Below are 26,912 nucleotides of genomic sequence, written 5' to 3'. Positions count from 1 at the left end.
TAAAGGTAAACGTAGAAAACGCTCACCCCACCAACCTGTCAAAACTGTTCTTGCTGCCTAGAACCCATATAAATAAAGGGGTCTGGTAAGAAGTGTCTTGTTTCGTGTCTCTAGTTTAACACCAGACAAATCAAAAAAGTAAACCCCCTAGCGAAAAAAAAGCGCTTGGAGGGCAAACGTAAACCCTAAAAGCCCGTTTCACCCTCAAAACCCTTCTCTGCAGCTCATCCTCAAATACCGCGAATTCGCCTAAGCCCAGTAAATACGGGCCTTCTGTGGGTTTACGTTTTCCTAATCAGACCCTTCCCGAGCGCCTTCACAAAACGCCACAAAACCCTCCGACGATGGCCAGCCGATGCGAATCCCCATCACCAAGCCGCCTCATCTCCCGGCCTCAAAAAAAGTTTCGCACCCGAGAACGCCATCCCATAATACCCTCCAAAAACACGCCGCGAACCTCTCAAGCAGGCGACATCTTGTCGCCCTGACCGTCACGCAGCGGGTAAGCGAGATGACCGCCAATCAAGCCTGGGAAATCGATACCCCACCCGCACCCCCACACGGCCAAACAGAACACCAAAACCGCACTCAAACAGTTCATCCAATGGAGCAGCTTCCCAGCAGCTTGAACGAGCTTGGTTGGACACCGGCTGCTCTGATGGATCGAATAAGCGCCCTGGGGACTACCGAAAGCTCAGGACGATCCTGAGGGGTATTCATCGCGTCCTGGATGAGGGGGTGAGGCCATCCGGTGAGCTTCTCGCCTTGGTGAGGTAGATGGTGTACTTCCAGCGCCGCCTGCTGCGCACGTACAGTGACACCGCCTAGTCGACGCTCGCTGACGGTTCATACACCGCACGGGTGGATGACTTCAGATTGACGTTGATGCCGAAATCTCGTGCACGCTGGGTAGTGGTCGTCAAGCATGCGGATGTATACAGCCCGCCTTTCCCGCGCTGGCAATCCTCGGTTGAGGCGGCCAAGTGGATGGCCTATCTCACACTTGATGATGCTCAAGATTGGGTGCATGAATACGCACGCACCGCTGAAAACTCACCCTTGAATGAAAAAGAAACACCAGGAAAAGCAGGGAAAGCCTATGGAAAAGCACACCTTCATCGACCGGTATTTTCACAGTCAACGCGAATTGCTGGATGTCCGATATTCCGAAGAGCGCGACATAAATACGCTATTTACTTATCTCAATAACCTCCATTCAGCAGCGGATAAACTGCATGAGTTGTTTGACTGCAATATCAAGACTATCCCTGAATTCAAGCTCCTCAGAATCATCAGAAACTATTTTCACCACGTTGGCGATGTCGATGAGATCCGGCTGCACGTCAAGGTTCAAGAAAATGTATTGGTTAGCCATAGTCAACATATTTTGATACCGCTCGAAGTGTTTGCGAAGAGCGTTAAGTCTTTTGTGGATAAAAACGTCCCTGATCCAAAGAGCAAAAGTTACCAGTACAAAATTAAATTTGTATCAGGCGAGATGGCCGCTGTAACTGAAGTGTTTGATTATACTACTACATTGATGAGGGATCTTCTGTTTTATTGCGAGAAGCCCAGCCTGAATCTGGATGGTACAAACTACGAGTTAGGTTTTGATATGTACAAGTTTGTTTTTAATATAACCAATATTATCGCGGATAAGTGCAGAGAAATTCCCGAGTTGGAGAGGAAGAAGGTTATCCAGGATCTGGGCTTGTCCTACAGTGCGGAGATGAATATTCCCAAGCACGATGTTTACTGCAGTCCGTTCAGCGTCCCAATCACCACCACTGAAGGGTTCATCTACGCAGAGGTTGTCACATCATCCCAGCCGTCAGCGGTCTCCCCATAGCACCAGTACGCTCCCGGGCAAGCCCGCATGACAGCATGACAGCCTCTGTCGGAAATGCGATTTTAAACCGGAGGATGGCCGTTCGCCATTACTCGACAAGGTCACTCAATACGAGGCTTTAGCATTACAAATGCATGCACCGCTGGTCACCCTAAGCAGGCGCTAATACCGGGAGCTCAGCCTGGAGAGGCACATGGCCAGTACCGGATCCTGGTGAACCTTCCGCGCATCCGGCAGTCGAAAAAGGTAGCCGTAACAGGGAGTTAGGGTTTTTCCCCAGTAGGGGTATGGCAATATGCCAGTATTCATTGTAAGATTTAGATGGACTTCGTGCGCCTGTAGGAAGGTGCACGGTGCGGCGGGTGAGGACACCTACCGCTCAACTTCAGCTCTCAATGGATACGCGGCAGCTATGATTGGTAGGACAACGGACTGGAGGTACGCACACATGACTATCGACACGATTCTCAAAACCTTAGGGCTTCGCCACAAGTCGCTTGCGGAAAGAATCAACGACAAGGTCATGTCGGGCTACATTCCCAGCGACATGGCCAAGGCAATTGTCGGCAAGCTTTCCTCCAAAAAGATCAACGATTTCATGATCGAAGCGCGCGACAAGTACAATCGAGAGAATGAGAACAAGGTCTTCAAGGATGAGTGAAAAGTACAACCAGATGCATGAGAAGCTGGTTAGAAACAAGAAAGACTTTGTTGGCATGATCGCCTACTCGATCTACAAGACAGAGAAGCGGGAAGCTGTGAAAGGTGGCATGGATATCAGTGCATTCACACGAATCAAGAGCCAGCAGCACGAGATCAAGAAGTACCGTGCCGAGGCCGACGGCCTTGCTACCCTATTCCTCCACGCTACGGCAGATGAGAAGCTGAAGGGGGTTCAGTCCCGCTTGGCCGACCAGATCAATAACCTGACCTTGGACTCGCTTCCCAAGAGCGGCATGTTCAAAAGGCTTTGGAAGTGGCATGCCTCGGGCTCCGCTGGCATCATCGGGAACTTCTGGACGGCAGTTTTTGTGGCGGTTTTTGTGTGGGCCTTCTCTGATCCCTCGATTTGGGGTGAGGCGAAGGACAGTGCGCTAAAGACAATCGCCTCACGCGTCAACGGCCAGCCCCAAGCGCCTTCAGTGTCTGAGGCTGCTGCGCTTCCAGCCCAGTAACTGCTCCCAGGTCATTTCATGTGCTGACACCCTCGGTGGCGTTGTCGGCGCATGCTCATCTTGATCTGTATCGCTAACGGTTCCTCCAGGGTAGGCCTCTCAAAACCCAGCCTCCCAAAGCGAGCAACTCAATAGCAAGCCACGCCAAAGCACCCCATTCCACATATACGCACATCCAGTCGAATACTCATTATCTCCGCCGACCTAGCGTGCGATCTCGAAAAGGCGCGCTCAGATGGCGCAATCGTGAAAACTCGCACACTTTCCTTACCTGCCAGAGCAAAAACTCCTACACTCCCACAGCCTGGGAAAGCGAAAAGTCTTACACTCCTCGGGCTACGAAGACGCATGGAGCGCACTGGAGATCATGAAAAGTCGCACACTAAGGTGAAAACTAAGGGCTCAAGGCTGCATGCGGCTATGAGTGGTGGTGGCATAATGATATTCTGGAGAGCATGTCAGTCCCGCATTGCGTCATAGGTGTGAGGGCCGCTCAGAATGAGTACTGAGCGTTACTAGGGATTTGGATCAGGAACGATTCTTCAATGCGTCAAGCCGATCACGTTGCACATCTTCCAGCGGAAAACGCGAAAGGGGAGAAGTTCCTATTGGGTGTTCATTTTGTAGATATGACGCCGGAGCTTATCAACACGTGGATGGAAAAAGTACAGCCTGTGATCAATGAGCATTATTCTCGATCCACTACGTCTCCCGTCATTTCCGAGCAAGCATCCACCCAACGTAAACCAACGCCAAAATTGGCGGTGGTCGCAGATGTGAACGAGCAGTGTGCTTCAGAGAAAGCAGTAGCAAAGGTGGTGCAGGATGCCGTCGAGCAGATCGAAACGGTAGTCAACGCGGGCATGCTGAATCAGCTGGAGTGTGCCGTTGGCTCCGGTTTAGTTCAGGCTCCAGCGTCTTCAGGCTCGGAGGTGATTGCGCCCCGTGCGGCCAGCCTGACTGTGGGCGTTCGCAGTCGGGCGGATATTAAGTGGTCTTGGAGATTTATTTACTATCTTCATCTTGTCTATAGCAAGTGGCGTAAGAGTTACCACAAGAAAGGCGAGTCCAAGGCTGTTTGCATGGTCGTAGTGAAAAACGGGCGATATATACCTATAGGCATGCTCACCCTTGTTCCGGATTTTAAGTGCAAAATCCAAGAGCTTACCAAAGAGCGAGCCTACACGTGGTACCTGTCCGACGCTCCGCGTGAGTTTTATTCTCGTGCACTAGGTTTAAGTAAAATTAGTCTCATCGCCCATGCGCTGGTCGATTATACGGTTCAAGCTGGTATTGAGGTTAACCAAGAGGCAACTCTCGTATTGCGTGCCGATGCAGAGGGAGGCGAGCGCCTCAAGAAGTTTTACCTGCGGATCGGTTTGGCCCCGCTTCCAGATGATCATCCGGCGATCTCGCCGGGAAGGCTCTGGTCGCATGGTGGCTACTTTAAGCTTATGCCAGATAAGTCAAAGGAATTCTGCAAGGCCATGGATGTCTATCGAGCTTCACGTACAAGTCACCTTTCGTCAGTCGGCCATGCTTGAGGAGGTATATGATGAATCCATTTTCAGATGACAACCTTTCGCGAGTGTTCCGAGAGGCGATGGGTTTAGGGCGTGAGTCGAATGAGTCTCGGCCTGCCTCCGAGACTGCCTTGGAAGCGGATAAGGTAAGAGCCGAATTAGAGGCTTTGCAGAGCAATCCACTCGGGAAAGTTGGTAGAAAGCTTTATCGGCTCATGATGAAACAATGGCCAAAGGCAGAGGAAAACTACGACTGGGTTTATAGTCCAGGAGCGCTTGAGTTGATCCCTTTGGAGAAGTTTGAGGCTTCATCAGTTGAGAGCGCAGAGCGAAAAGTAAAGCTTGTTCAGCCTGTCGCAAGTAGCATTCTTCCTGTAGAGGTGTCTGCTGGTAAGGTCAATGCGCTTGTTGTTCAAGCCTCCAATTCGAGCCTTGAAGATGAGTTGCGAGCCACAATGATCGATGCAATACGACTTAATTATGCACGGCGTGAGAATATAACGCGTGCGATTGCTGAGCTATGCCTAAAGGCGCAGCAAAAATCTTTGGATATGCAAGTCGTATCGAATGTTACCCAAGGTAGCCAGCAGGTAGCTGGTTCTGACATCGTCAATTTTGTGAGCGCGACCCGTCACTCTGCAAATTGTGCCCATAGGGTAGGGGATTTTCAGCATCAACTGGCCATCGAGGCTTTCTCGAAAATGCTGCCTCAGTTACAAAGGCTAGCGCTTGGGGTGTCCACTCCTCGAAGGGGGGGGAACTTTTCCAAAAGCCATGATGAAGAGCTTTCAGACCTTTACTCCGATTTCATGGGCTATCGACCTCCTACCGTGGATCAAGTAGCAGATGAAGCTATGATAATTCTGGATGAGGCTCACCGCATAAGTGCAGTTCGCTTGGCTGAAATGAAGACGATTCTAGAGGTGCTGAATCAAGCGATGGAGTCTTATAAGCCGACTCCTCTTAGCTACGCCGCAAGCCCACGCAATCCGTTCAAGGTCGCGTATGAATGTATTCTGGGGATTTTTTCTTCCAAGAAAGAAGAAGTCAAGAATACTGATGGTAAAGAGCGTGCTGTCATCTGTGTCAAGGGATGGGATGCCGATGTGGTCGACTGGAAATTTGATGTGGATCCCTCCTCAGATATCGCATTGAAAGGGTCGGTGGGGCATCTGCAGGATTATTGGCTTAAGCTTACTGATCATAGGCTCTCTTTAAAATGGCAAAATAAGGCAGATCACGGCCAGCCGGAAACCATTTTCAACGTTGATAATGCACAGCCTACTCTTGCAGCTAGTGTGATGGTCGCGGCATTCCAGAATGCTCACATGGAGCATGAGAAGGCAAAGCGGCTTATTGGCTCCGTCAGAGAGTTCGTTGAGCGGCAGCAGTTCCACGTGCATTGATGGCCGCCGGGAGCATTTTTGGAGAGACTGCTCTCGAAAATCCTCTCGGCCATCAAAAGTTAAAGTTGTGGCTATGGATTTACAAGTAACGCAAGAACACATGCCCCTGATGTTCACTGCGCTCAAAGCTCAACTCGTCCGGATATCCATCCAAACCCACTACCTTGATCGAACCAGGCGCGGGGGAGTGCATGCAGACCAAGGTGCAAGTGGTGAGCCCTGGGGAAGGCACTGCTTCATGATACGTATGGCGCTCGATCCGGTAGCTGTCGCCGGCCAGCATCAATGATCGCTCCTCAAGTCTCAGGTCGACCCGGGCATCCGTCTTGCGCAGCACGTTCCTGGTGTGTTGCTGATACCTGTCACCTTGGTAATGCGCTTCGTACAGCGGCGCGCCGCAGCTTTCGACTTCGTTCACGGTGTATTGCAGGTTGGACAGCGTGCCAATCAGGATGCGGCTGTCGACATGCTTGTCGTGGGTATGCACTCGGGCAGGCATGCCATAACCTTCACCTCGATCGCTCGGCCACAAATGCAGCCGCCATTCCTCACCATTTTCCCGCTTCAACAGCAGCACATAAAAGCCATGTGGGTGCATCAGGCAGGTCGGGTTGCAGGCTGCAATCCACTGCTTGAGTGCCCGGAGCAGTTCGCCGCGATCGCATGAGGTGAAACGTTCACGGCAGAGCAGCTCTGAAAGATCAGCGGGCATACGGTGCAGGGGACTTCATAGTTTTTACGGCCTCCGCTCGGAGTTCGGGTGACACCTGATCACCGAACATTGCCGTCAAGATCGCCGAAGGATCAGCATCAGCTGTTGCAGGGACTTGGATCTGCTCTGCCTCGTTTTTAACCCAGTTGAACTCGGTCAGCAGCCCTGAAAAATCGCGATGCTTATGGTGGTAGCAGTAGGCGTAATCTTTGGGATCTTCGCGCGTAACCATCAGCTCTTGGGCATTGCCTTCGATGCGGAACACGGATAGGCGGGAACTCAAGCGCAAATCCAGCTCTATGAATGGCCGGTTGAGATTCACGGCCTGGGCGAGGGTAGCGATAGTTGCGAGAATTTCCTGCTCAACGTATTTCCTGCTCCAGACTTTGCCATCAAATGATCCCGACTTGCGAAACTCGGCGTATCGCTGGCACACCTCAATATTCCTGAAATCCAACAGAACGACCTCTAGGCGGATCGGCTGGCGGCTTTCGCGGGCATGGTTGATCAGGGTAGGTAATGCCTTCGCGCGAAATTGACGGCCTGTGCGGACATAGATCCGGTAGTCGTGCGCGCCACTGGCCAGACGATGCAGGTTCTCGGTGACATCCTGCGGCAGGATCAGCGTTTCCAACCTAGCTACCCTGGGATCAGTGAAGTAGGAGAGGCAGAGCGTCGAGATGATCGCAAACGCGCCGCTGGCCACAATCGAGATGAAGAAATTGTTGACGACTTCCCACATCGGCTGATCATGTTTGAAGTACGCGATCAGCATGATGATGGCGCAAGAAATCCCGATTGCGAGGAAGCTCGCGCCGAGGAATTGCCGACGCTGGTAGCGGGAGCTGAAAATGCCAGAGAGCGACACGGTCTGTTTGAGTCCGAGGAGATTTGCCGGGATTCTGCGCACCAAATGAACTCTGTGCAAGTCCGAGCAACCTACGGCTCAAAGCCCCGGCGGATCAGAATGGTGGAAACGGACATGTACCCCCACACACCCGATGGTCGCTACTTCGTGGTTAAGGGCCGACTGTGGCGCTGCAGCAATCCTGGGCTCGACCCGGATGTCAGGCAGCGCCTGGTTTCGGAGCTGATGAGCGCCCGGCGCGAGGTGAGACAGGCCAAGGTAGGGCAGGAAGCCTTGCGGCTCAAAAAGGCAAGAGCACGGGTTGATGCTGCCAAGGTGGCATTGGGTGAACGGGGCCCGGTGTGGTGGATCGACGGCAGTCCTGATTACAACCGGCAGTTGGTAAAGAACACGCCTTATGCGCAATGGTACCGATCCTTGCCCGGGAGCGACGGCTCCGTGCAGCTGTAGCGTGCCCAGAATGTACGCGCACCTGTTTGGTTGACATATCCGCAAATCTGCATAGAATTCGGGTTGACACTTTTTAATATTTGCAGACTTTTGGAGAGGCAGCCTGATGCATGTGACACAACATCCCAGTCATTTCGAGCCTAGGCTGCTGCCTGAGTATGTGGATCGGTTCTGCCAGGAGGTCGCTGACGTAGCCTATAGCGCGTTGGAGGACTCCAGTAGCGCATACGACACTAACTACACGCGCGGCACCCTGCTGTTTGGTCGACAGCAAGGGCTGTGCAAGCTGTTGGCGGCTGATAAGTCGATGCCTTGGCTGCAGCTGCGCAACGCCACCCTGGATTTTACGGTGGCCATTAACAATGTGCTGCTGCAGATCGTGACCGATAACCCGAATGAAATGAAGAAGGCTTACCGCATCAAGCCGAATCCGCTGGAGCAGCATCAGCTTTCACTGTTTGAGAGGTCGCCTGAGATCTGCACCTGGCGAGTCTATGTTTCCAGCAACAATGATCTGGAGTTTCCCAAGGTCGAGGTTGCGATCGTAGGCTTCGATGCCAACCTCAACGTGATTTGCTTGTGGAAGCACGAGGAGCGGTCTCTGCTTTCCGTGAGAGCGACTGTGCAGCATGATGCTGTGGACGTACCGGAAGCTGAAGTGCAGCGTAAGCGTAAAGATGTTGATAGCAATGCCACAGACAATGATGAACCCGTAGATGGATGACAGAACACAACAGCTCGCTTTTGGGGCTGAATTTTCACCTGACAAGCTGAGGTTGGCTCGGTGTGCAGCCGGCTTGTCGCTTGCAGAGCTGGGCGATTTGCTGGGCGTAAGTCGGCAGTACGCGCACAAGCTCGAAATCAATGCGGTGCCAAACCCGTCGCAGATTCAATTGCTCACCAGGGCCTTAGGAGTGACGGAAGAGTTCTTGTCGAGCCCGCGTCGTGGCTCGGTGGAACTTGAACAATGTCATTTCCGTAGCCTGCGATCGTCGACCCAGACTATCAAGAAGAGCATCGCGTCTCAGGTCGAGCTTTTTGAGTTGCTCGTCAACGAGTTGGAACACGAGGTGGATTTCCCTCCGGTGGGGTTCGATCCCTTTGAAGTCCCGCTTGTCAGTGACGATGTAATCGAAAAGGCGGCGGAGGGCTTTCGGAGGGATCTGTCGATCGGCATCGGCCCCATTGCCAATGTCACCCGTCTGGCTGAGAAGGCCGGTGTGCTGGTGGTAAACCTGGCGGATGCGGATGACCGTATCGATGCATTTTCATTATTCAACAAGCGTCCTTTGATCGTTCGCAACACGGCCAAGGTCAATCCTTGCCGGCACCGGTTCGATATTGCCCATGAGCTTGGCCACCTGGTCATGCATCAGGGGATCGAGACGGGCTGTAGGACAACTGAGGCACAGGCTAACCAGTTTGCCAGTGCGCTATTGATGCCCAGGGCGAGCTTTGGTGGTGAATTTCCTACGATGCGTGGGCAATACCTGAACTGGACAGCATTGGGCGAGCTGAAGCTTCGTTGGAAGGTTAGTTTCAAGGCCATCATCTATCGCGCTCAGACGCTGAATCTGATCACGCAGGATCAGGCTCGCTCGGGCTTCACCTACCTGAGCCGCAACGGTTTCACGAAACGGGAAGAGCTGGACGAGCTTCTTGAGCAGGAGACCCCAACCCTTGTCCAGCGGGCTGTGGATCTTCTCGATCACGTCAGTTGGCGGAAGATTCTGAAGGCTTCGGGGCTGTCCGATGAGTTAGTCAGGGAACGGTTCATGTTGAAGGTTCCCACCTCGCCGCTGGCCCTGGTGAAGTAGTCAGCTCAGGCATTGAGGGCGTACGTCAGATCATCCCGCTGACGTGCGCCAAAAGGCTTGAGTCCGAGGAGATTCTTCTTTAGAAACGAGTGGGTACTGCTTCTTAAAGGAACCCCCTATGCCGTTGACCGCATACTCTGCTTCGCGTGAGATGGAGCTGGACGTCGATCAACTCCTGACACACCTGGCCCATCAGTCGCAGCATCCCCAGCTTCCGTCAAACGTTGCCATTCCTGATGCATGGAAGCTTGCGATCGCTCAGGACATCTCCTGTCCCTCGTGCTTCTGTCAAGGCGCTGAAGTGGTGAGGGGCACTACAGCTGGAGCGAAGAACAAGCGACAAGCGTTCTTCCGCTTTACCACAGGCGGTGGTAATCCTGGCCATCATCCGTTCTGTGATTTCTCCGGCAACGTGCCGGCAGGCCATGTGCCCGAAAACCTGGTGCAGTTCTCCAATCCGAAAGATGGCCTTTCCAAGGCGGTGCGCGTCCTTGTTTGCAAGGGCATCAGCCTAGGCACTTTTCATCAAAGAGACATCCGCGCGATGCGGGAGTGGTTCTTTCACAAGAAGGTCGGGTCGCAGTTTGTCGTCAGCCTTGACCCACGGATCGTCAAGTGGATTGCCGTCCTTCAGAGGCAGCGGCTGTGGATTCACGATGGGGTGGATGAGGCGCTGGATTTCACACCCGAGCTCATGGCTCTTCCAGTTTTCGATGCCAAGCATGCTGCTCGCGTGATTTTGACCAATCAGCACCGAGCGTTGCTCGACCTTCTCTTTGAGAATCGAATCCACGTGTTCCAAGACGTTGAACGGATTACGAAATCAGTTGAGCAGTCTCAAGCGCAGTCGGTGTTTGACCCCTCAATCCTGCAAACAGAATTTCGCAAAACCCTGCAGCTCGCGCGTTTCATCGGGACGAGCTATTTACCTATCTCCACACATGTGAAATCGCACAGCTGGGTGCATACCCCCAAAGGTGGCCGTTTCATGCTGGCATTTACGTCGCTGCTGCTCTTCGTTTCGGATTGGGACATGAAGCGGGCATGGGAAGCGTTTGTGCGCATTGCGAAAGACGACTCTGTAGTGGATGAAACCTTGGGGAACGCCATAGGACTGAATCCCTTTCACGATTTTGAAGTATGGCCGATCATCAAATTCCTTCAGGAACTGCCCAGGGACTTGTTGCCGACTGAAAAGGAAATGCTTGAGCAGCCGGCCACGCTCGATGGCTTGGTAGCGAGTCTGCGTCAAGGCAGGTAGCCGTTAGGATTTTCAGGAAAAATGAACACGATGGCTCGTGAAGGCGATGACTCAGTCAGTCCTGGCGAGAGTGGTTGAGCGTCGCAACGACTCTGTTTTGCAGTTAAACAGGGTTTAGCAAAACGAAGACCTGGAGGGGGCCTCCGTCAATACGTTGATCACGAGTTTGGGCTAGGATTGGCCCGCTGCAGCGTCACTCATTAACGGAGCGTGCCTGAATGCCTGGGCCGCCGGTCTTGCTTAGCCAGAAGGGACTCAAGCGTTGATACTCAAGCAGATGCGGGTGTGTGGTTTCCAGTCGTTCGGCGCTGTGCCGGTGACTATCGACTTTCAAAATCTGAGCTTCCTGATCGGGCCAAACGGATCTGGGAAAACTGCCACCCTGCAGGCGCTCTGCCGGCTTTTTTCTATCGATCCCAACCAGAGACGGCTGCGCAAGTCCGACTTCTTCGTTGCACATGATGAGGAAGAGCAACCTGAGGAGCGCACGCTGTGGATCGAGGCAGATTTCTACTTCCCTGAAATCGCCGACGAGACCAAGGAACACCCCACGATTCCATGTAACTTCGGGCACATGCGGCTGGACAATATCAATGGTGTGCCACGTGTTCGGTACCGCCTCGATGCATCGCTGGGAATGGACAGTGAGATCGAACAGACCCTGCGCTACGTCTCAGAGGTGGATGAGGATGACAAGCCATTAGCGATGTCACCCGTACCGCGCGATGAGCGTAACCAGATCCAAGTCCACTACCTGCCTGCACGTCGTGATCCGGCTGAGCACATCACCTATGGGACAAATGCACTCCTAGGTAGACTTCTTCGGGCGGTGAACTGGGCGGAGCAACGCGAAAAAATCAGCCAGCTCTCCGCTGATATTACCGAAAGCCTCAACACGAACCAGTCAATCATCAACCTGGGTGACGGCATTGCGAATGCGTGGGGAAAACTGCACAGAGGCAAATTTTTCAAAGACCCGAGCCTGACATTTGTAACGCACGAGATCGAGGCTTTGCTGAGGCACCTCTCGGTGTCGTTTACCCCAGGGCACGGTGAGCAGCAGGTCGACTTCTCGCGCTTAAGCGATGGGCAGAAGTCGATGCTTTATTTGACCTTGGTGCTTACCTCGCAGGCAATCGGTAGGGCGGTGCTAAAGGGGGATGATGACTCCTTCGATCTAGACAAGCTCAAGCCTGCTGTTTTCACACTCATAGCACTGGAAGAGCCCGAGAACAGCCTATCGCCCCATTACTTGGGGCGGATTGTGTCGTCGCTGAAGGCGTTGGTACTTGATGAGGAAAACTCAGACGCCCAGGCGATGATAGCTACGCATGCGCCTTCGATGCTGCGGCGTGTTGAGCCTGAGCAGATTCGGTACCTGCGGCTTGACGACTCGCGGTGCACGGTCGTGACCCAAATCACGATGCCGCCGAACAAAAAAGGTGAGGCCTACAAATTTGTAAGGGAGGCTGTGCAAGCCTTTCCTGAGATTTACTTCTCCAGGCTCGTGGTTCTAGGGGAGGGTGATAGCGAAGAAATTGTTCTCCCTCGATTGCTTGCCGCCGAAGGGCTCATGGTCGATGAGGCGGCTGTTTGCATTGCACCTCTGGGTGGTCGTCATGTGAATCATTTCTGGCGCCTCCTGAGCGGACTGAAAATTCCGTATGTGACGCTACTGGATCTTGACGTAGCGCGGAATGGGGGTGGCTGGGGCCGGATTCACTATGTGGCCACCCAGCTCAACACGCATCGACCAGAGCAAACGTACGTTGCCGCAGATAAGTTGAACACGATTCCTCCCTGGAACAGCCCAGTCTTCAAGATCTTGAAAATTGAGAAAAGCCGGAAATACAGGTCGTACATAGCTGAACTGGAGGCATACGGCGTGTTTTTCTCCAACCCAATGGATCTCGATTTTTCCATGCTCACCGCTTTCCCGGATGCGTTCGGCATTGAGGCAAAGCATCTAGTCACGCCGAAGGTTGGCCAACTGAGATCCGTGCTGGGCGACAACTTCTTCGATGAGACGCAATACAGCGTGGATGAACGCAGATATTTCTCTGCCTACCACCGCTTGTTCAAGGTCGGCAGCAAACCCAAAGCGCACATTGAAGCCCTTTCAAAGCTTTCTGATGATGATCTGAGAGAAGCGATGCCCCCTTCGCTCAAGAGCCTGGTAAAGCACGTAATGAAGCTGGCCAAGGAGCTCCACGAATGATCAAGGTCGACGTATGGAAGCCATCTGACGGAATCGTGCTTGAGCCCAATGCGGCGTTTGCGGCAAAGGAGCAAGTGCGCTGTGTGGCCTTGACTGCAGGCCCAGGTTCAGGGAAATCAGAGTTACTCGCTCAGAGGGCCGACTTCCTGTTGACCACTGGCGTATGTCGTTACCCCAAACGCATCTTGGCAATTGCTTTTAAAGTCGACGCCAGCAATAACCTGAAAGAACGCGTTCGACGCCGGTGTGGTGCAGCCTATTCTGTTCGCTTCGACAGCTACACCTTCCATGGGTTGGCGAAGAGAATCGTCGACCGCTTCCGACCTGTGCTGACCGATGCTGATGCTTTGAACGCTGGTTTCAAGGTCGTCAACAAGGGTAAAGCCCATCCTGCGCAGACGGAGTTCAAGGAGCTTATTCCGCTAGCCATCAAGATCCTGAATGCCTATCCGCCGGCAGTGAATGCGATTCGCCAGACGTACAGTGATGTCTTCTTGGACGAGTTTCAGGATTGCACGGGTGATCAGTATGAACTGGTAGCGACATTGTTCCGAGGATCAGGCCGTCGCGTGACTGCGGTGGGGGATGTGAAGCAGAAGATCATGGGATGGGCCGGTGCCCTTGATGGGGTCTTTGCCCGATTCGTCGAGGATTTCGAAGCCCTGCACCTCAACATCTATCACAATTTTCGGTCAGAGCCGCACCTGCTCAAGCTCCAGAACGAAATCATCAAGGTACTTGATCCGGACTCGGAAATGCCTGCGCATTTGCTAGAAGGGGATGGTGGAGAGGTTCATGTCTTAGGCTATGACGATTGTGAGGAGGAGGCGAAAGACCTGGCCGAACGCATCAACAGTTGGATCAATGTTGAAGGCATCGCTCCCGCGAAGATTGCCATCCTGACCCGTGCTCAGCCTGAGGCCTATTGCGAACGATTGGGCATGGAGTTGGACAAATTCGGTATCAGCTACAGGAACGAAAACAAGGCCCAAGACATCTCCACGGAGCCCATTGCCCAAGTCATCGTGGATTACCTGCTGTGCATCTATGGCCTTAGGGAGCCCAAAGCCTGGACACGCCTTACTCGCCGGATTATTCCGGCAGAAGACGATGCCGAAGGCAAACTGAAAGCTAACTGGAACCGCTATATCAAGGAGGCACGTAAGGCTGGCGCCGGTGACCTGCTAACGAAAACGTTCGCTCAGCGGTGGGAGCTCCTGGAAGAATTCTTCGCGATGGTTGGGCCCACGCTGCTGGCCGGGTTGTCTCACGACTATGAATCCCGAGAGCATCTGCGTGAACTCATCGAAAGCGTGAAAACGTACATTGACGAAGCAATGGTCAAGGAGCCAGACCTTCTGGTGGCTTTGGGGCAGCTTTCCAATGACCAGTCGATCAGGATCCTGACTGTGCACAAGAGCAAGGGGTTGGAGTTCGACACGGTCGTGTTGCTTGGTGTCGAAAATCAGGCCTATTTCGGTGACGCTCATGAGAGCCGCTGCACATTCTTCGTGGGCGTATCACGCGCGGAGCGAAGGCTCGTGGTTACGACGACACGTCGCCGGGAAAATCTCAGGGAAATAGCTAGCTGGAAAGTGATTCGAACGCCGCAATCAGAGTTCCTGGGCTACGTAAATCTCTGGAAGAACCGCCCTTGACCGCAGGCGTAGGGTAGGCGCTATCAAGAGCTGTTCATGGCTGCGCTTAACCGCCCCCCTGAGCCGAGAGGCCGCCGTTGCGCTGCACAGAGAGGCGGGCGGCCTGCTTGGTGTGAGCCATTATTCCTTCGCCCGAGATGAGCGGGACGGGCAAATGCTGCGGAGCCAGTGCTCTGAAAACGCTTTCTAATATGCTGGGCAAGGACGGCAAAGGCTGCCTTCCATTTCGTGCGATCTTATAAGTCCGATCCTCGCGATTCCTAATTACGGCCAATAGGCTCTGCCCCCAGGCACCGTGAAACTGTGCAAAACAACACAGTGGAACCCATCCCATGCGCCTGGCCTCTTCTCGCCCGCTGACGCGTAGCTTCTGGCGTAAGTGGCCGGCGAACACACCTTCCCGATGCCTCCGCCGAAGGCCATGGTGTCCACCTAATTTAAGTGGACACCCTTTCTGGCCCATCAGGCGGATTCTCCATGCACCTTCAGCGCCGTACCTACAGCAAATCCTTTAAAACCCAGGTCATTCAAGAGTGCTCCGAGCCCGGCGCCTCCATCGCCAACATCGCCTTGGGCCACAGCCTCAACGCCAACCTCGTGCATAAATGGATACGCCTGCACACGCAGAAATCCACCGCGTTGCAGCCCGCGTTCATCCCGCTGCATACCCAGATGCTCCCGACCGGATCACAAGGTCCAACCACCGACATTTGCCTTGAAATCCAACACCCGCGCACACCCATCAAAATGAGTTGGCCCGTCGACAGTGCCGCCGCCTGCGCAGCCTTTCTTCGAGAGCTGTTGCGGTGATTCGCATCGACACCATCTGGCTCGCTACAGAGCCTATGGACATGCGAGCCGGTACCGACACCGCCATGGCCCGCGTGATTTCGGTATTCGGTGCGGCGCAGCCGCACTGTGCTTATCTGTTCGCCAACCGCCGCGCTACTCGCATGAAAATTCTAGTACATGACGGACTGGGTATCTGGCTGGCAGCACGCCGATTACATCAAGGCAAGTTCACCTGGCCAGGCACTCGGCATAGCGCGCAGATCGAGCTGAGTGCTGAACAGCTTCACGCCTTGATACTGGGTTTGCCTTGGCAAAGAGTCGGGCCCGGCAATGCCATTTCCATCCTTTGACCCAAACAGTGCTTATCTATCAGCGCAATTGTCCGATAAGCCTGTCGTCGTGTTTAAGCTGATCTGGCAAGATCAGCGCCATGACTTCTCTTCCTGACCTCGACCAACTCAATCCCGAACAACTGCGCGCCTTGGCTGCGCAGCTGCTGCAACGTGTCTCGACGCTCGATGAGCAGGTCGAGACGATGGGCAAGACAGTTCGGATCATGGACAAGAAGATCCATTTCGACAAAACGCTGATCGAGAAACTCAGCCACGAGATCGCCCAGCTCAAGCGCTTCAAGTTCACCAAGCGCAGCGAGCAGATGAGCCCGGAACAGGCCAGTTTACTCGACGATCTGATCGATACCGATATTGCCGCCATCGAAGCTGAACTTGAGTCACTGCTGCCAACACAAGCACTGCCCCAAGAAAAGCAGAAACCCAAGCGCCGTGCATTGCCGCCTGAGTTTCCCCGCACGCTGATCCACCACGAACCGGACAACACTGACTGCGCCTGCGGCTGTGCAGTCAAGCGCATCGGTGAAGACGTCAGCGAGAAACTCGACTATACGCCCGGCGTGTTCACCGTCGAGCGCCATATCCGTGGCAAATGGGTCTGCGATGATTGCGAAACGCTGATCCAGGCCCCGGTGCCGGCTCAGGTCATCGACAAGGGCATTCCAACCGCAGGCCTGTTGGCCCACGTCATGATCGCCAAGTTTGCCGACCACCTACCGCTGTACCGTCAGGAAGCCATGTTTGGCCGCGCCGGCCTGGCGATCCCGCGTTCAACCCTTGCGCAGTGGGTCGGTACTTGCGGTGTGCAGTTGCAGCCGTTAGTCGATGCGCTGCGCGAAGTCGTGCTTGAGCAGCAGGTCGTTCATGTCGATGAAACGCCAGTGCAGATGCTTATGCCAGGCACCAAGAAAACCCACCGCTCTTACGTCTGGGCTTACGCCACCAGCCCATTTTGCGAAACTTCGGCAGTGGTTTATGACTTCAGCCTCAGCCGTGCCGGCGAGCATGCGCGCAACTTCCTGCAAGACTGGAAGGGCAAGCTGGTCTGCGATGATTTTGGCGGCTACAAGGCCAGCTTCGCACTGGGCGTGACAGAGATCGGCTGTATGGCCCACGCACGGCGCAAATTCTTCGAGCTGCATGCGACCCACAAGAGCACGCTGGCTGAGCAAGCCTTGCGTTACATCCAGCCGCTGTACGAAATCGAAAGTGAAATTAAATACCTGGAGCCGGATTCACGTCGCCGAATACGGCAGGAAAAAGCGGTGCCGGTGATGGATGCGTTACATGCCTGGATGATTGCCCAGCGCGATATCGTGCACAACGGTTCGGCCATCGGCAAAGCCCTGGATTACAGCCTGAAACGCTGGACGGCGCTGTCGCGCTACCTCGATGACGGGGCTGTGCCCATTGACAATAATTGGTGTGAGAACCAAATAAGGCCGTGGGCGCTGGGGCGCAAGAACTGGCTCTTCGCCGGGTCGTTGCGCAGTGGCAAACGCGCCGCTGCAATCATGAGTCTGATCCAGTCGGCGCGCAACAACGGGCATGACCCGTATGCCTATCTCAAAGATGTGCTGACGCGCCTGCCGACGCAACGGGCCAGTGAGATTGCCGATCTGCTGCCGCACAGGTGGCGTCCGGCTTAGTCGTGCAAGACGGTTTGCCCGTACGCTTACGTTGGATCTACTTGAAGATCTGTTCAAAAAATATCGCATCTCGCAGCAGGATCTCGGTATCACCCTACTTTAGGAGTTACTGCAGCTGCGGCGAAGGGAGTGGATGCTTGAGGCGCATTCGTCAAGGATCACTGACTGATTCATGCACGGGGCTTTAAGCTGGGGCAGCATAGTTGTGACGTGTTCGACGTGACTTCCTTTTCAGTCAATTGACACCGAATCGCTATGTCTGTGGTGCGTTCTACTAGCTTACGAATGAAGTTGTATTGATTGTTTTGAGTCTGTCGGTAATTCCATTTGGATGGAGGTGCGTTTAGCTATGTCGGATCTAATGAATGTAGTTCCCGCGAAGCTTGATGGGTTTAATATTTGGAGCGCTTTGGTAAAGCTGGTCTCAGCCAGTGTGACATTGACTGGTTTGGGTACTCTCGTAACTTTTTTTGTTATCTTCGCCTATTTGCATGCAATAGGAACGCCTGAGCTCATAGGTAAGGCGTTGGAGGCGCCTTCGGAACTCTGGCCTTGGATAATCGTGTCAAGTCTTTTGCTGCTTTTTTATCTGGTGTTGCTGCTATTAACTACACTGACTTATGCTCTGGCTATCAATTTATTCAAAAAGACGCCGAGCGTTCAGCCTATAATGGCGATTTACCTGCTTATCCCTACGCTCGCTGGTGTTGTTGCCACCGTCTACTCGACGCTGGAGAGCCATAATTCAAGTGTTGTCGGCGTGTTTGTTGACTCCGCTGTGTGGGTGGTGGTCGGTATGATTGTGTTGTTTTCAATGCCGAAATTCAATGTATCGCTTGTGGGCGCTATTTCAAATGGGGGCGCTAAGACTGTTCATCGGCTATCCTATCTAAAGCACATGTGGGGTTTAGCGATGAGCACGTGGTTTGCAGCCATAACCGCCACCTTTCCGATGCTGGCTGTTATGAGTTCGCCTTCGGTGCTTTATAATGCGGGTAGCATGACCAAGGTTGTGTGGATTTCAATATTGTTGACTGTCTTCGGTTTTACTCCCGCCATTGCGTACTACGTATCGAAAGGTGCGGCGTTAACGCGGGTGCGCAACGCGTTAATCGGCGTTGTGGCTCTCATCATTGCTACGCTTGTTATTGTTCCGTCGGCGGTGCCCACGGCGGTTGATCAGGCGGCAGTTATGGCGGGTATTAAAGATGAGAGGGTGTTTTCTTATATGCTAACGGAAACCTACGCTGCCGAAGATTTTGATGCTGGGTGGGGTGAGGTCGTCACAAAGAGAAACTATCCAGTAGTCGAGGGATTCATACTTTTTACTTTGGGTGGGGTTACATTGCTGTGCCCGAAAATACTTGAGGGCTCAAATTTGTCTGAATGGGCTTCCAAGTCAGGTGCCTGTTTGACTATGAGCAGCAAGATGGTTAAGCGAATGCCGTTGAAACAGTAATAGGGGCGCTCTTACGCGTGTGGCCGATCGGCCTGAGGTGTTCCGTCACTTCAGGTCAACTTACGGCCAAAGGAGGCTATGTGTCGAAAGTTGTGTGCTCAGAATGCGTGACTGAAGGCTATCTCCAGAACTCCTTGAATTTCGATGATGCCGACGAGTGCAGTTACTGTCAGAATGAGAGTGGTGTCGTGCCGCTTGAAAGGCTCGTCGACCTGTGTCGGGAGGCCGCGCTTTCTTCGTTTGAGTTCGTTGAACAGCCGCGTTCGGTTTATCTCTACAACCAGGCGCCGATCGGGGAGCACTGGACGGACGTTCTCCACCGTGTTCTGGGCTGTTCGGATGAGCTGATAAACGATCTTGGTGAAGTCCTTTGGGACGGCTGGAATGATGACGACCCGTACTTCAAAGAGGGCGTTTCAGCGAGCATCGACATGACGCATGACTGGAGGGAGATGGAGCGTAGCCTTCGGGATCAAGCACGGTTCGTGAACCCAGTCGTCACGCGTGTCTTGGAGCAGGTCTTTGGCAAGGTCGATCAGTTACGCCTTCGAGGCTCAGAGTCAGCCATCTTCATGATCGGGCCTGGTCAGCCCCTGCATGCCTTTAAGCGGGCGAGAGTGTTCTCCTCTGATACCAGTGTTGAGGAAGCATTGCTCCATCCCGAGCGTTCTTTGGGCCCACCTCCATCGGGGGTAGGGTCTGCAGGACGAATGAATGCTAAAGGCGTCTCCGTATTTTATGGTGCTACAAACGACAGGACGGCCATTGCCGAGGTTCGACCACCCGTTGGAAGCTACGTGGTAACCGCTGCATTCCAGGTGACTCGCCCCCTGCGGCTGCTCAATTTGGGCGCATTGAACGAAATGTGTCCAGATAGTCGTCTCAGTTACTTCGACCCCCAACGCGTCGAGCAGGCGAAGCGATCCGCGTTTCTAGCAAGCCTGCAGAACCAGTTGCTGAAGCCGGTCATGCCAGATATGGCGGATCACGGCTACTTGATCACGCAGGCGATAGCAGACTACCTGTCGATGCATCCCACCCTCAACTTGGACGGCATTTATTTCCCGTCAATCCAGCTGGGTAAGCGTGATGATGAGGCTCCTGGACACAACGTGATCCTCTTCAATAAGGCATCCGGTGTGCACCATACCGAGTCAACGCACAAAGCCGAGTATGCCTCTCTTTGGGTAACGGTCGATGACGGTGAGCACTACTTTCCGCAGATCTGGGCGGCCAGGAAGAAGGGCGAGGATCAGCCGAGCTGGTGGGATGAGCAACCTCCTGTGCCTCGCTACGAACCTGCACTGGTTTTAGATCGTGAGGAAATCCGAGTTCATCGTATCCAGTGGATCGATTTCGGCACGGATGAGGAACGCGTTGGCTACAACCCATGAGGTCGAGGCAGGGCGCGAGTAATGGGTAAAGGCGGGCAAAAGTACCCGCCTTCCTGGAACTGTCGACTTGTTCAGTGTCTGTTAAACCAGCGTTTCATCAGACCAGCCATAGGCTTGCTTGTGCCAAAAGCAGTGTTGATGATTTGCAGGTCGCCTTCTGATAACCGTTTAGGATCGAGCTCCTTGAGCAGCGCTTCGGTTCCGAACGATTTCGCCCAGGCAGCCATATACCCCTTGGCTGTACCTGAAGCCGCTTGCGGAATCTCACGGAGTAGAAGGCGTGCATATTCCAAGCGCTGTTCATGGCTAGCCAGCTGATTCTTGATTTCAGCGCGCAGTTCATTGACAGCTGTCCAGGTGAGAGGGCTCTCCGGAATCTTCAATAGCTGAAGAGCCAGCGATGGCAGCTTTTTCGATTCCTTCTCATCCTTGTTTGCTCGCAAGATGTGGCCGTAGACCCGTTTGCGCTGCTCGTCAGTGATCTCGCTGTTCAACAGCATTGATTCGAGATTGTTGAACGCTTCGATTCCTAGAGCTCGGCACCAGACGGAGAAGGCAAGATCAGGGTCATTCACGTTGCCACGTGGGCCTTTGAGCAGCACTGCTTTGCCGGCGTCCACGTATTCGTTCCCTGGCAACTCAGGAATCAACGCCGTCCAGGCGCGTTCAAGCATTTCAACCTGTGCTTCGTCGTTGAAGTCGACGCCATCAGTCAGTGTCGTTAGCTGAGTACTGCTCAGCCGGACATGCCCGGATGTCAGAGAGTCGATGGCTTGTGCGGAATTTTGTTGCCACACGGCACAGGCTGTCTCGACCAACTGGGCACCTTGTGCCGACGGTACGATACCGCTGGTGATCATGCTTTCCATGGACGCTAGCGTGTACTTGCCGACAGTCCCAGTTGATGAAAGAGCCTGTTGCCTTGCTTCGTTAAAGAGCGCTTGGGGTGAGTAGCCGTGGGGAAGCTGCTCGATCGTTGGCCAGCGTCCACAGAAGTGCTTGTGCAGGCTCTCGAAGGCATCCTTGTGCCCCTTGGCGGCGCTGAACAATTTCTGTAGCGCTGGCCCAAGCACTGTCGGGGTCGCCTGCATGAACACCAGTGAGATGCCGGGTACAAGCTGTCGCAGGAAATTATCCCACGAGGCCAGCTTGGCTGGGGCGGCCAACATCAGTGCATCCACGTGAGGGCGTAGCTGTTTGTCGCCCCAGTGTTGCAAGGGGATATGCGAGGCTGCGTCGGTGTAGAGCGCCCCTTGTTGGTCGTCCAGCTCCTGGCTGCTCACGAGCGCGGTCAGTTGATTGGCCAGCGAGCTTTGGTCGTGCTCGTCGAGTGATCCGAATACTGCAAACACCAGATTGCGGCACACGCTTGGGATGGCGCTGAGCGAGCGACTGATCCAGTGGTCGAGCACTCTTGCAAGACTGCGCGGATGCTCCACTACAAACTCTCGAAGAACCTCTGCCGCATCTTCGTCATGCCCGGCGGTTGTGCTCAGCGCGATGGCAAAATCGGTATAGCTTTCTCGCCACTCATCGTTGAAGTACGCCTTGCGCTCTGCGCCAAGATCTACAATCAAGCGATACGCGCGACGGTATGCAATCGGCTGGTTGTCGAGGTCGGCAACACGGATGCTGAACCTGGCCAGGCATTTCAGTAGCTGTTCTTCATCCGAATAAACGGCGTGTTTCTCCAGCGCCCGGATTACACAGCCGATTATCAGTGGTGAGGTCATGGTCGACAGGTTGGTGACCTGCTCCCAAAGCGCATCGCGGCTCTCATCACCTTCGGTCGACATGCGATCCCAGACGCTGTTGATCCGGTCAACCGTCTGCTGCATATCCAAACCGTCAATCAGATCATCTTCATCGTGTGGGTCTTCATGGCCGTGCAGCGCCGTTGTCAATTGCTCCACATAAGCCATGCCTACCTCTGGCAAAAGCGAAGTCTCGAACGCGTCCATCCAGCCTTGCAGGCGGGCAAAAGGCAGCGTGACAGAACCTGAGGCGGTTTTGACCGTACGCGCTTTGAGCCATGCCATCAGTCGGTCTTTTGAGAACGATGGAAGACCATGGTTGGCAAACACGGTAAGTGCAATTTGCGCTGCACGCTCAACCATGCTGATGGTTTCGTCCAGATTGGGCATCTGCCCAGACTCAAGGCGCATGGTGCAGGCTTTGTCTGTCGTCAGCAGTGAGTCGATAAGCACCGACGCAATTTGCTTCTGATCCGCTGTATTAGATACGGCAGCGATGCGACCTATCTTCTCTACGCCTAGTAGTGAGCGCAAGGCGGTTGACGTAACGATGTCGTTGTTGAGGATGCCCAGGACTAAATCGCGGGTACGCAATGGCAAGCGATCAATGAGCTCGGCCACGACGCGCATCGCATTGAACTTGAGTGCATCTTCGGTTCGGTGCAGCTCGCTCAGCATGCCGTGTAGCAGCTGCGTCTCTTGGTCGCTCAAGCTTTCATTGGCACGTGGAGACAAAGCTTCCAGAAAACCTTGCGTGTCACCAGAAACCAGATACCCATAGATCCGCGAGGCATGGGGGCCGTACTGTCGGGTCGCAAAATCCTCAGATAGCAACAGCAAGCTCTGAAGTGAGTCCGGCCACTGGATGCCTACCAAGCTGGCCAAAAATTGGCGCAGATCACGATGCTCATCAATGACGCTGGTATTGTCCCCATCATCTATTTGAATCACATAGCGCTTTAGAACATGGCGCGTTTGAACGGGTTCATCCTTGAATGGTGTCTTCCTCACCATCAAATTTGTCAGGCGCTGCAGAAGCTGAGGGTCGCTTTGAAGATCCTGATAGAACCCAGGAAAGCTCACCCGCGCTGCGCTCAGTGCTCCAAGGGCAACAGGGTGGTTCGTGACGGCGCCTTCATGCAGCCCACCGGGCCGCTGGCTGCCGATGGCGTCAAGCTCACGAGCCTTGGCCAGCCACCAGGTCTGGGTGAACGCGTTCACGATCTGAAGGGCATTACGCGGATCGGTGACATTGATGTGAATCATCCGATCCACCACCTGTTCAACAGAGGCACCTTTATCCGAAATGTCTTTCACCAGATCGGGGAAATTCTTGAGCTTGGAAAGCGCGAACTGACGCATGTCGCTTCGCGGCGGAGGTGGAATCTCCAGCCTGAATTGGAAGATGCGATCAAGGTAGCGCCGGGCATCAGTGGGATTGAACACCGAGCCTGGTTGCTCAGGGTTGCCACGTCGACGAGATAGCGCATCCGCGACTTTGCCCTCATCGCAAGAAATCACGAACACCAGGCCGAGGTTGTCCGGAAGCTTGTTGACCGGAATCTCCATGAACGTCCGCACGGCGTCCAGGCCTAGCACCATTTCCTCCGCCGACAGCCGATCGAGGTCGTCCACGAAGATGACGAGTCGCTCGTAAGGCACCACATTACTTTTCGACGCTTTGAATATGCGCAACTGCTGCAGCAGCATCTCTTCGTACTGCTCTGCGCTGGCGCTTGGCAGGTGGACGCGAGTGATGGTGTTGAATGGGCTGACCGCCGACGGTTTCATCACCTTGATCAGATACGCATAGATCCCAGTGACCGCTGCAACGAAGAGCGCCTGGACGACGGCATTTTCCAGCGGCAGCCATTTCAAGCCAGCAGCCACGAATAGCAGGTAGGTGACCACTGCGATAAGGAACGCTGGTACGGGCGCAACCCAGCTCATCAAGTGTTGCTTTGTGAGTTCTCCTACACCCTTGTTGACCGTTTCTGTGTGGGTGACATTGCGATAGAGGTCATCATGAAGCTTGCTCTCATCACCACCTAACTCCAGGAACACGTGGCGCAGGAGTGCACGCTTGATATCTTGCTCCTTGCCGCCGAACCGCCAGGCGTTGAACGTGATGCTCTTGAATCGCTGACTTCGAGGGCGGCGTCCTCCCGCCGTCGAGGTGTCATCAGCCAGTGCGTGCGTATACATCTCTTTGATGGAGCTCTTGCCGGTTCCCCAGCCGCCGAGCAATCCGATGCTGAATGGCGGATGATGACCTTCATTTTCAATGAGGCTTCGGAGCGCCTGCGCATAGTGCCGGTGCCCGAAAGCATCATCCTCTTCTTTCTCGATGTGGCGATCCAGCACTGCAGGCATGGAGCGGCGTGTATCTAGCATCCCGTCTTCCTAGTGGCATATGGCATTTGGCTACCCTCGGGAAGCTTACTTGCCCTGCCAACCAGTCGCTAGCGCTACTCAACTACTCCTCAAATCGAGCTGGCCTCCTGATGTCAGGTACAAGTGGACTGAAGAGGGGGGGCAAAGTGGGCAGCATTCAGGGTGAGGAGTACAAATGTATCCTTCACGTTTCTTGGCATCCGTCGCCTATATCACAGCCTGCTGGCTGGGGCCCGATACAGATACGGTTGGGGTAGGCAGGTCTTTACCTGATGATATCAAAATGATATCTAGTGATTTGCACAATCAGGAAGTGGTGAGCACATGGCATTTGGTGACAAAGCAGCAGCGAGTTCTGCAATAGCTACAGGGGCAGCGGCAGGCGTAGCTAATGCCTCATTGGTTTACGGGGGCGCAGTTGCAGCAGCCAATGCTGCCGGCCTGAGCGGCGCAGCGGCGACCAGTTCTGCGCTCGCAGCATTGGGCGGTGGTGCCGTTGCGGCGGGTGGTGGCGGGATGGCGGCGGGTGTCATGGCTGTAGCTACAGCGGCTGCATGGCCAGCCGCTGCAGTGGCTGTGGCTGGCTACGGTGGTTATCGCCTTTACAAGTGGCTTCGATAGCTTCCACCCCTGCTAACCTGGTTGACCAGCAGAAGCAGTTGAGCCTGCAGCGAAGAAACGCTTGATGAGAAAGCTCATAGGTGCTGGGACGACAGCCCTATGAGCTTATCGCTCAGACTGCAGAGGAGCTGTCTGGTATGCATGTCCACGCGCGGTCATGCCAAAACGACCGGTCGTCGGGGCGATGGGCTGGCCGTGTGGTTGGAGCCGTTTCTGAGCATCACGCTGCTTCTTCGGCTCCTTCATCAGAAGGCTCACCTGCGGCAATGTCCTTCGGCAGGTCTAGGTCTTTGACAAAGCCTCGAATAGTCTGAACGGGCGACTCAATGAGGTCGAACGTTTTGCCTTTGTGCACCATCATGATCACCCGTGCCATATCGATGTAGTATTTGTAGGTCGTCTCGATGTCCTCATGTCCAAGCTGCTGGATGATGGCCTGTGACGTGGCGGCGTAAAGTACTTCCATGGGCTCGGTAAGCAGTCGGTCGCCAAAGGTTGCGATGATGTGCTGTGTCGGCCACCAGTGTCTGTTTTGATAGAACGTGATGTGGTCTCGGAATGGCTTGCCTTGTTTGAGTAGTTTTACTTTTGCGTCATTAGTGCGTGAGGAAATCATCGATTCGGTGACAGGCTCGCCCTTTTTATTGAGGAAAAGGATGCCTGGTGGGCAATCATGTCGGTACTTCTTTTTATAGAGCTTTTTCCGAATCGAATAGTAAGGGATGATATAGTTGTCTTCCAGGGCTTTCAGGTCGTCCATGTTTATGACGATCTGTCGGTCTTTATTCCCTTTGCTCTCGATGACTTCATATCTCGTACTTGGCCCCGTATGATCCATTTCAGAATACGGCATGATATGAATGTTTTTGCCGTTCCCATACAGCGGGAACTTTACAAGATCCATGGGGCGCATGGCTGTGCCCAGTCCCAAATTGAATAGAACCGCATAGACGGGATCAGTGTATGCTTCGAGCAGTAACTCAATTTCTTGGTCGGTGATAAGGAAGTCGGATTGTCGTTGACGACTTTTCTTTTCCAGAACCCTAATGTTGTCACTGTCGATCTTCATGCGACTGCGGGCCTGAATATAGTTGAGCATCCTTGTGCTGCGAAAATTTGCGCGCCAGGTCTTGAAAACTACATCGACATTGGTCAGGAAACCTCTGGTGTTCAGCCAGTAAAAATAACTCAAAAGAATCTTGGCGTCTTCAAATGTTGTTTCCAGGTTGGGGCTCAGCGATTGTTTTTGAAGTCGCTCCACCTGTCGCTGAACCTGCCAGCGCATGATGTCGCGATTGTCGGCAAGCATATGGTACACGCCTAGTTCCTGCCCCTTGAACTTCGGTTGGGTTGAGAGAAAACGGTAGAACATCGAGATGATCGACGCATATCGATTTGAAGTTCTCAGCGAGCTGCGTGTTCTTTGATAAAGAAAAATGTTTGGGTGGCTAAGGAGGATTTTTTGACCACGCTGCTCGGCAATCAAGATGGTATGAGTCACCTCCTGAGAAGTTTCCAAGCTGTTGTAAGTGATGTCTTTGGTTGTGATGTTTAGCATGTGT

The 26,912-nt window shown here is 53.9% G+C and carries 20 protein-coding genes; 16 read left to right on the top strand and 4 right to left on the bottom strand.

The genetic code is table 11. The annotated features are described in order from the left end of the window. Positions 1–1,099: 1,099 nt before the first annotated feature. From J3B00_RS21490 to J3B00_RS21470, 5 genes are all read left to right on the top strand, one after another. The gene (locus J3B00_RS21490; protein WP_209871606.1) at positions 1,100–1,849 is read left to right on the top strand and encodes a hypothetical protein; all 750 of its coding nucleotides are present in this window, start codon (positions 1,100–1,102) and stop codon (positions 1,847–1,849) included. Between the two features lie 448 nt (positions 1,850–2,297). Continuing rightward, a complete protein-coding gene (locus tag J3B00_RS21485) occupies positions 2,298–2,510 on the top strand; it encodes a hypothetical protein (protein WP_209871603.1) in 213 nt (70 codons plus the stop codon). Continuing rightward, positions 2,503–3,024, top strand: coding sequence for a hypothetical protein (locus J3B00_RS21480; RefSeq protein ID WP_209871600.1), 522 nt, complete (start codon positions 2,503–2,505; stop codon positions 3,022–3,024). The genes J3B00_RS21485 and J3B00_RS21480 overlap by 8 nt, the downstream gene beginning before the upstream one ends. Before the next feature lie 545 nt (positions 3,025–3,569). Further along, positions 3,570–4,568 (top strand): hypothetical protein, encoded by a 999-nt coding sequence (locus tag J3B00_RS21475; protein ID WP_209871597.1) that lies wholly within the window; start codon positions 3,570–3,572, stop codon positions 4,566–4,568. 8 nt (positions 4,569–4,576) lie between these two features. After that, on the top strand, positions 4,577–5,953 hold the full coding sequence (locus J3B00_RS21470) for a hypothetical protein (RefSeq protein ID WP_209871594.1): 1,377 nt from the start codon (positions 4,577–4,579) through the stop codon (positions 5,951–5,953). Positions 5,954–6,032: 79 nt separating this feature from the next. Here J3B00_RS21470 and J3B00_RS21465 read toward each other — a convergent pair whose 3' ends face one another. Both J3B00_RS21465 and J3B00_RS21460 read right to left on the bottom strand, forming a co-directional pair. Beyond that, positions 6,033–6,665 (bottom strand): hypothetical protein, encoded by a 633-nt coding sequence (locus J3B00_RS21465; RefSeq protein ID WP_209871591.1) that lies wholly within the window; start codon positions 6,663–6,665, stop codon positions 6,033–6,035. Then, on the bottom strand, positions 6,655–7,575 hold the full coding sequence (locus J3B00_RS21460) for a hypothetical protein (protein WP_209871588.1): 921 nt from the start codon (positions 7,573–7,575) through the stop codon (positions 6,655–6,657). Before J3B00_RS21460 ends, J3B00_RS21465 begins: the two co-directional genes overlap by 11 nt. Positions 7,576–7,647: 72 nt before the next feature. Between J3B00_RS21460 and J3B00_RS21455 the strand changes: the two genes are divergently transcribed. The 11 genes from J3B00_RS21455 (at position 7,648) to J3B00_RS21405 (ending at position 20,581) form a co-directional block, all read left to right on the top strand. Continuing rightward, the gene (locus tag J3B00_RS21455) at positions 7,648–7,983 is read left to right on the top strand and encodes a hypothetical protein (RefSeq protein ID WP_209871585.1); all 336 of its coding nucleotides are present in this window, start codon (positions 7,648–7,650) and stop codon (positions 7,981–7,983) included. A gap of 106 nt (positions 7,984–8,089) precedes the next feature. Further along, the gene (locus J3B00_RS21450; RefSeq protein ID WP_209871582.1) at positions 8,090–8,707 is read left to right on the top strand and encodes a hypothetical protein; all 618 of its coding nucleotides are present in this window, start codon (positions 8,090–8,092) and stop codon (positions 8,705–8,707) included. After that, a complete protein-coding gene (locus tag J3B00_RS21445; protein ID WP_209871579.1) occupies positions 8,700–9,800 on the top strand; it encodes an XRE family transcriptional regulator in 1,101 nt (366 codons plus the stop codon). Before J3B00_RS21450 ends, J3B00_RS21445 begins: the two co-directional genes overlap by 8 nt. Before the next feature lie 118 nt (positions 9,801–9,918). Continuing rightward, positions 9,919–11,061, top strand: coding sequence for a hypothetical protein (locus tag J3B00_RS21440; protein WP_209871575.1), 1,143 nt, complete (start codon positions 9,919–9,921; stop codon positions 11,059–11,061). A 262-nt stretch (positions 11,062–11,323) separates the two neighbouring features. Then, on the top strand, positions 11,324–13,279 hold the full coding sequence (locus J3B00_RS21435) for an AAA family ATPase (RefSeq protein WP_209871572.1): 1,956 nt from the start codon (positions 11,324–11,326) through the stop codon (positions 13,277–13,279). Next, on the top strand, positions 13,276–14,937 hold the full coding sequence (locus J3B00_RS21430; RefSeq protein WP_209871568.1) for an ATP-dependent helicase: 1,662 nt from the start codon (positions 13,276–13,278) through the stop codon (positions 14,935–14,937). The genes J3B00_RS21435 and J3B00_RS21430 overlap by 4 nt, the downstream gene beginning before the upstream one ends. 477 nt (positions 14,938–15,414) lie before the next feature. Next, positions 15,415–15,747: a transposase gene (locus J3B00_RS21425; protein ID WP_209871565.1), complete on the top strand. Its 333-nt coding sequence runs from the start codon at positions 15,415–15,417 to the stop codon at positions 15,745–15,747. Continuing rightward, positions 15,744–16,079, top strand: a complete 336-nt coding sequence (gene tnpB, locus J3B00_RS21420) for an IS66 family insertion sequence element accessory protein TnpB (RefSeq protein ID WP_348635970.1) — start codon at positions 15,744–15,746, stop codon at positions 16,077–16,079. The genes J3B00_RS21425 and tnpB overlap by 4 nt, the downstream gene beginning before the upstream one ends. An 80-nt stretch (positions 16,080–16,159) precedes the next feature. Then, complete coding sequence (locus tag J3B00_RS21415) at positions 16,160–17,728, top strand: IS66 family transposase (RefSeq protein ID WP_209871561.1); 1,569 nt, start codon at positions 16,160–16,162, stop codon at positions 17,726–17,728. A gap of 349 nt (positions 17,729–18,077) precedes the next feature. After that, a complete protein-coding gene (locus J3B00_RS21410) occupies positions 18,078–19,187 on the top strand; it encodes a hypothetical protein (RefSeq protein WP_209871558.1) in 1,110 nt (369 codons plus the stop codon). Positions 19,188–19,267: 80 nt separating this feature from the next. Then, positions 19,268–20,581 carry an RES family NAD+ phosphorylase gene (locus J3B00_RS21405; protein WP_209871554.1) on the top strand — a complete coding sequence of 438 codons (1,314 nt, stop codon included), beginning with the start codon at positions 19,268–19,270 and terminating at the stop codon, positions 20,579–20,581. 71 nt (positions 20,582–20,652) lie between these two features. Here the strand turns inward: J3B00_RS21405 and J3B00_RS21400 are convergent, their stop codons facing one another. Continuing rightward, positions 20,653–24,729, bottom strand: coding sequence for a P-loop NTPase fold protein (locus J3B00_RS21400; protein WP_209871551.1), 4,077 nt, complete (start codon positions 24,727–24,729; stop codon positions 20,653–20,655). Positions 24,730–25,570: 841 nt separating this feature from the next. Further along, on the bottom strand, positions 25,571–26,908 hold the full coding sequence (locus J3B00_RS21395) for a site-specific integrase (protein ID WP_209871548.1): 1,338 nt from the start codon (positions 26,906–26,908) through the stop codon (positions 25,571–25,573). Positions 26,909–26,912 lie beyond the last annotated feature (4 nt).

This window comes from Pseudomonas sp. BP8 (assembly GCF_017875955.1).
Taxonomy (GTDB): domain Bacteria; phylum Pseudomonadota; class Gammaproteobacteria; order Pseudomonadales; family Pseudomonadaceae; genus Aquipseudomonas.
This window is presented reverse-complemented; position numbering and strand designations above follow the sequence as displayed.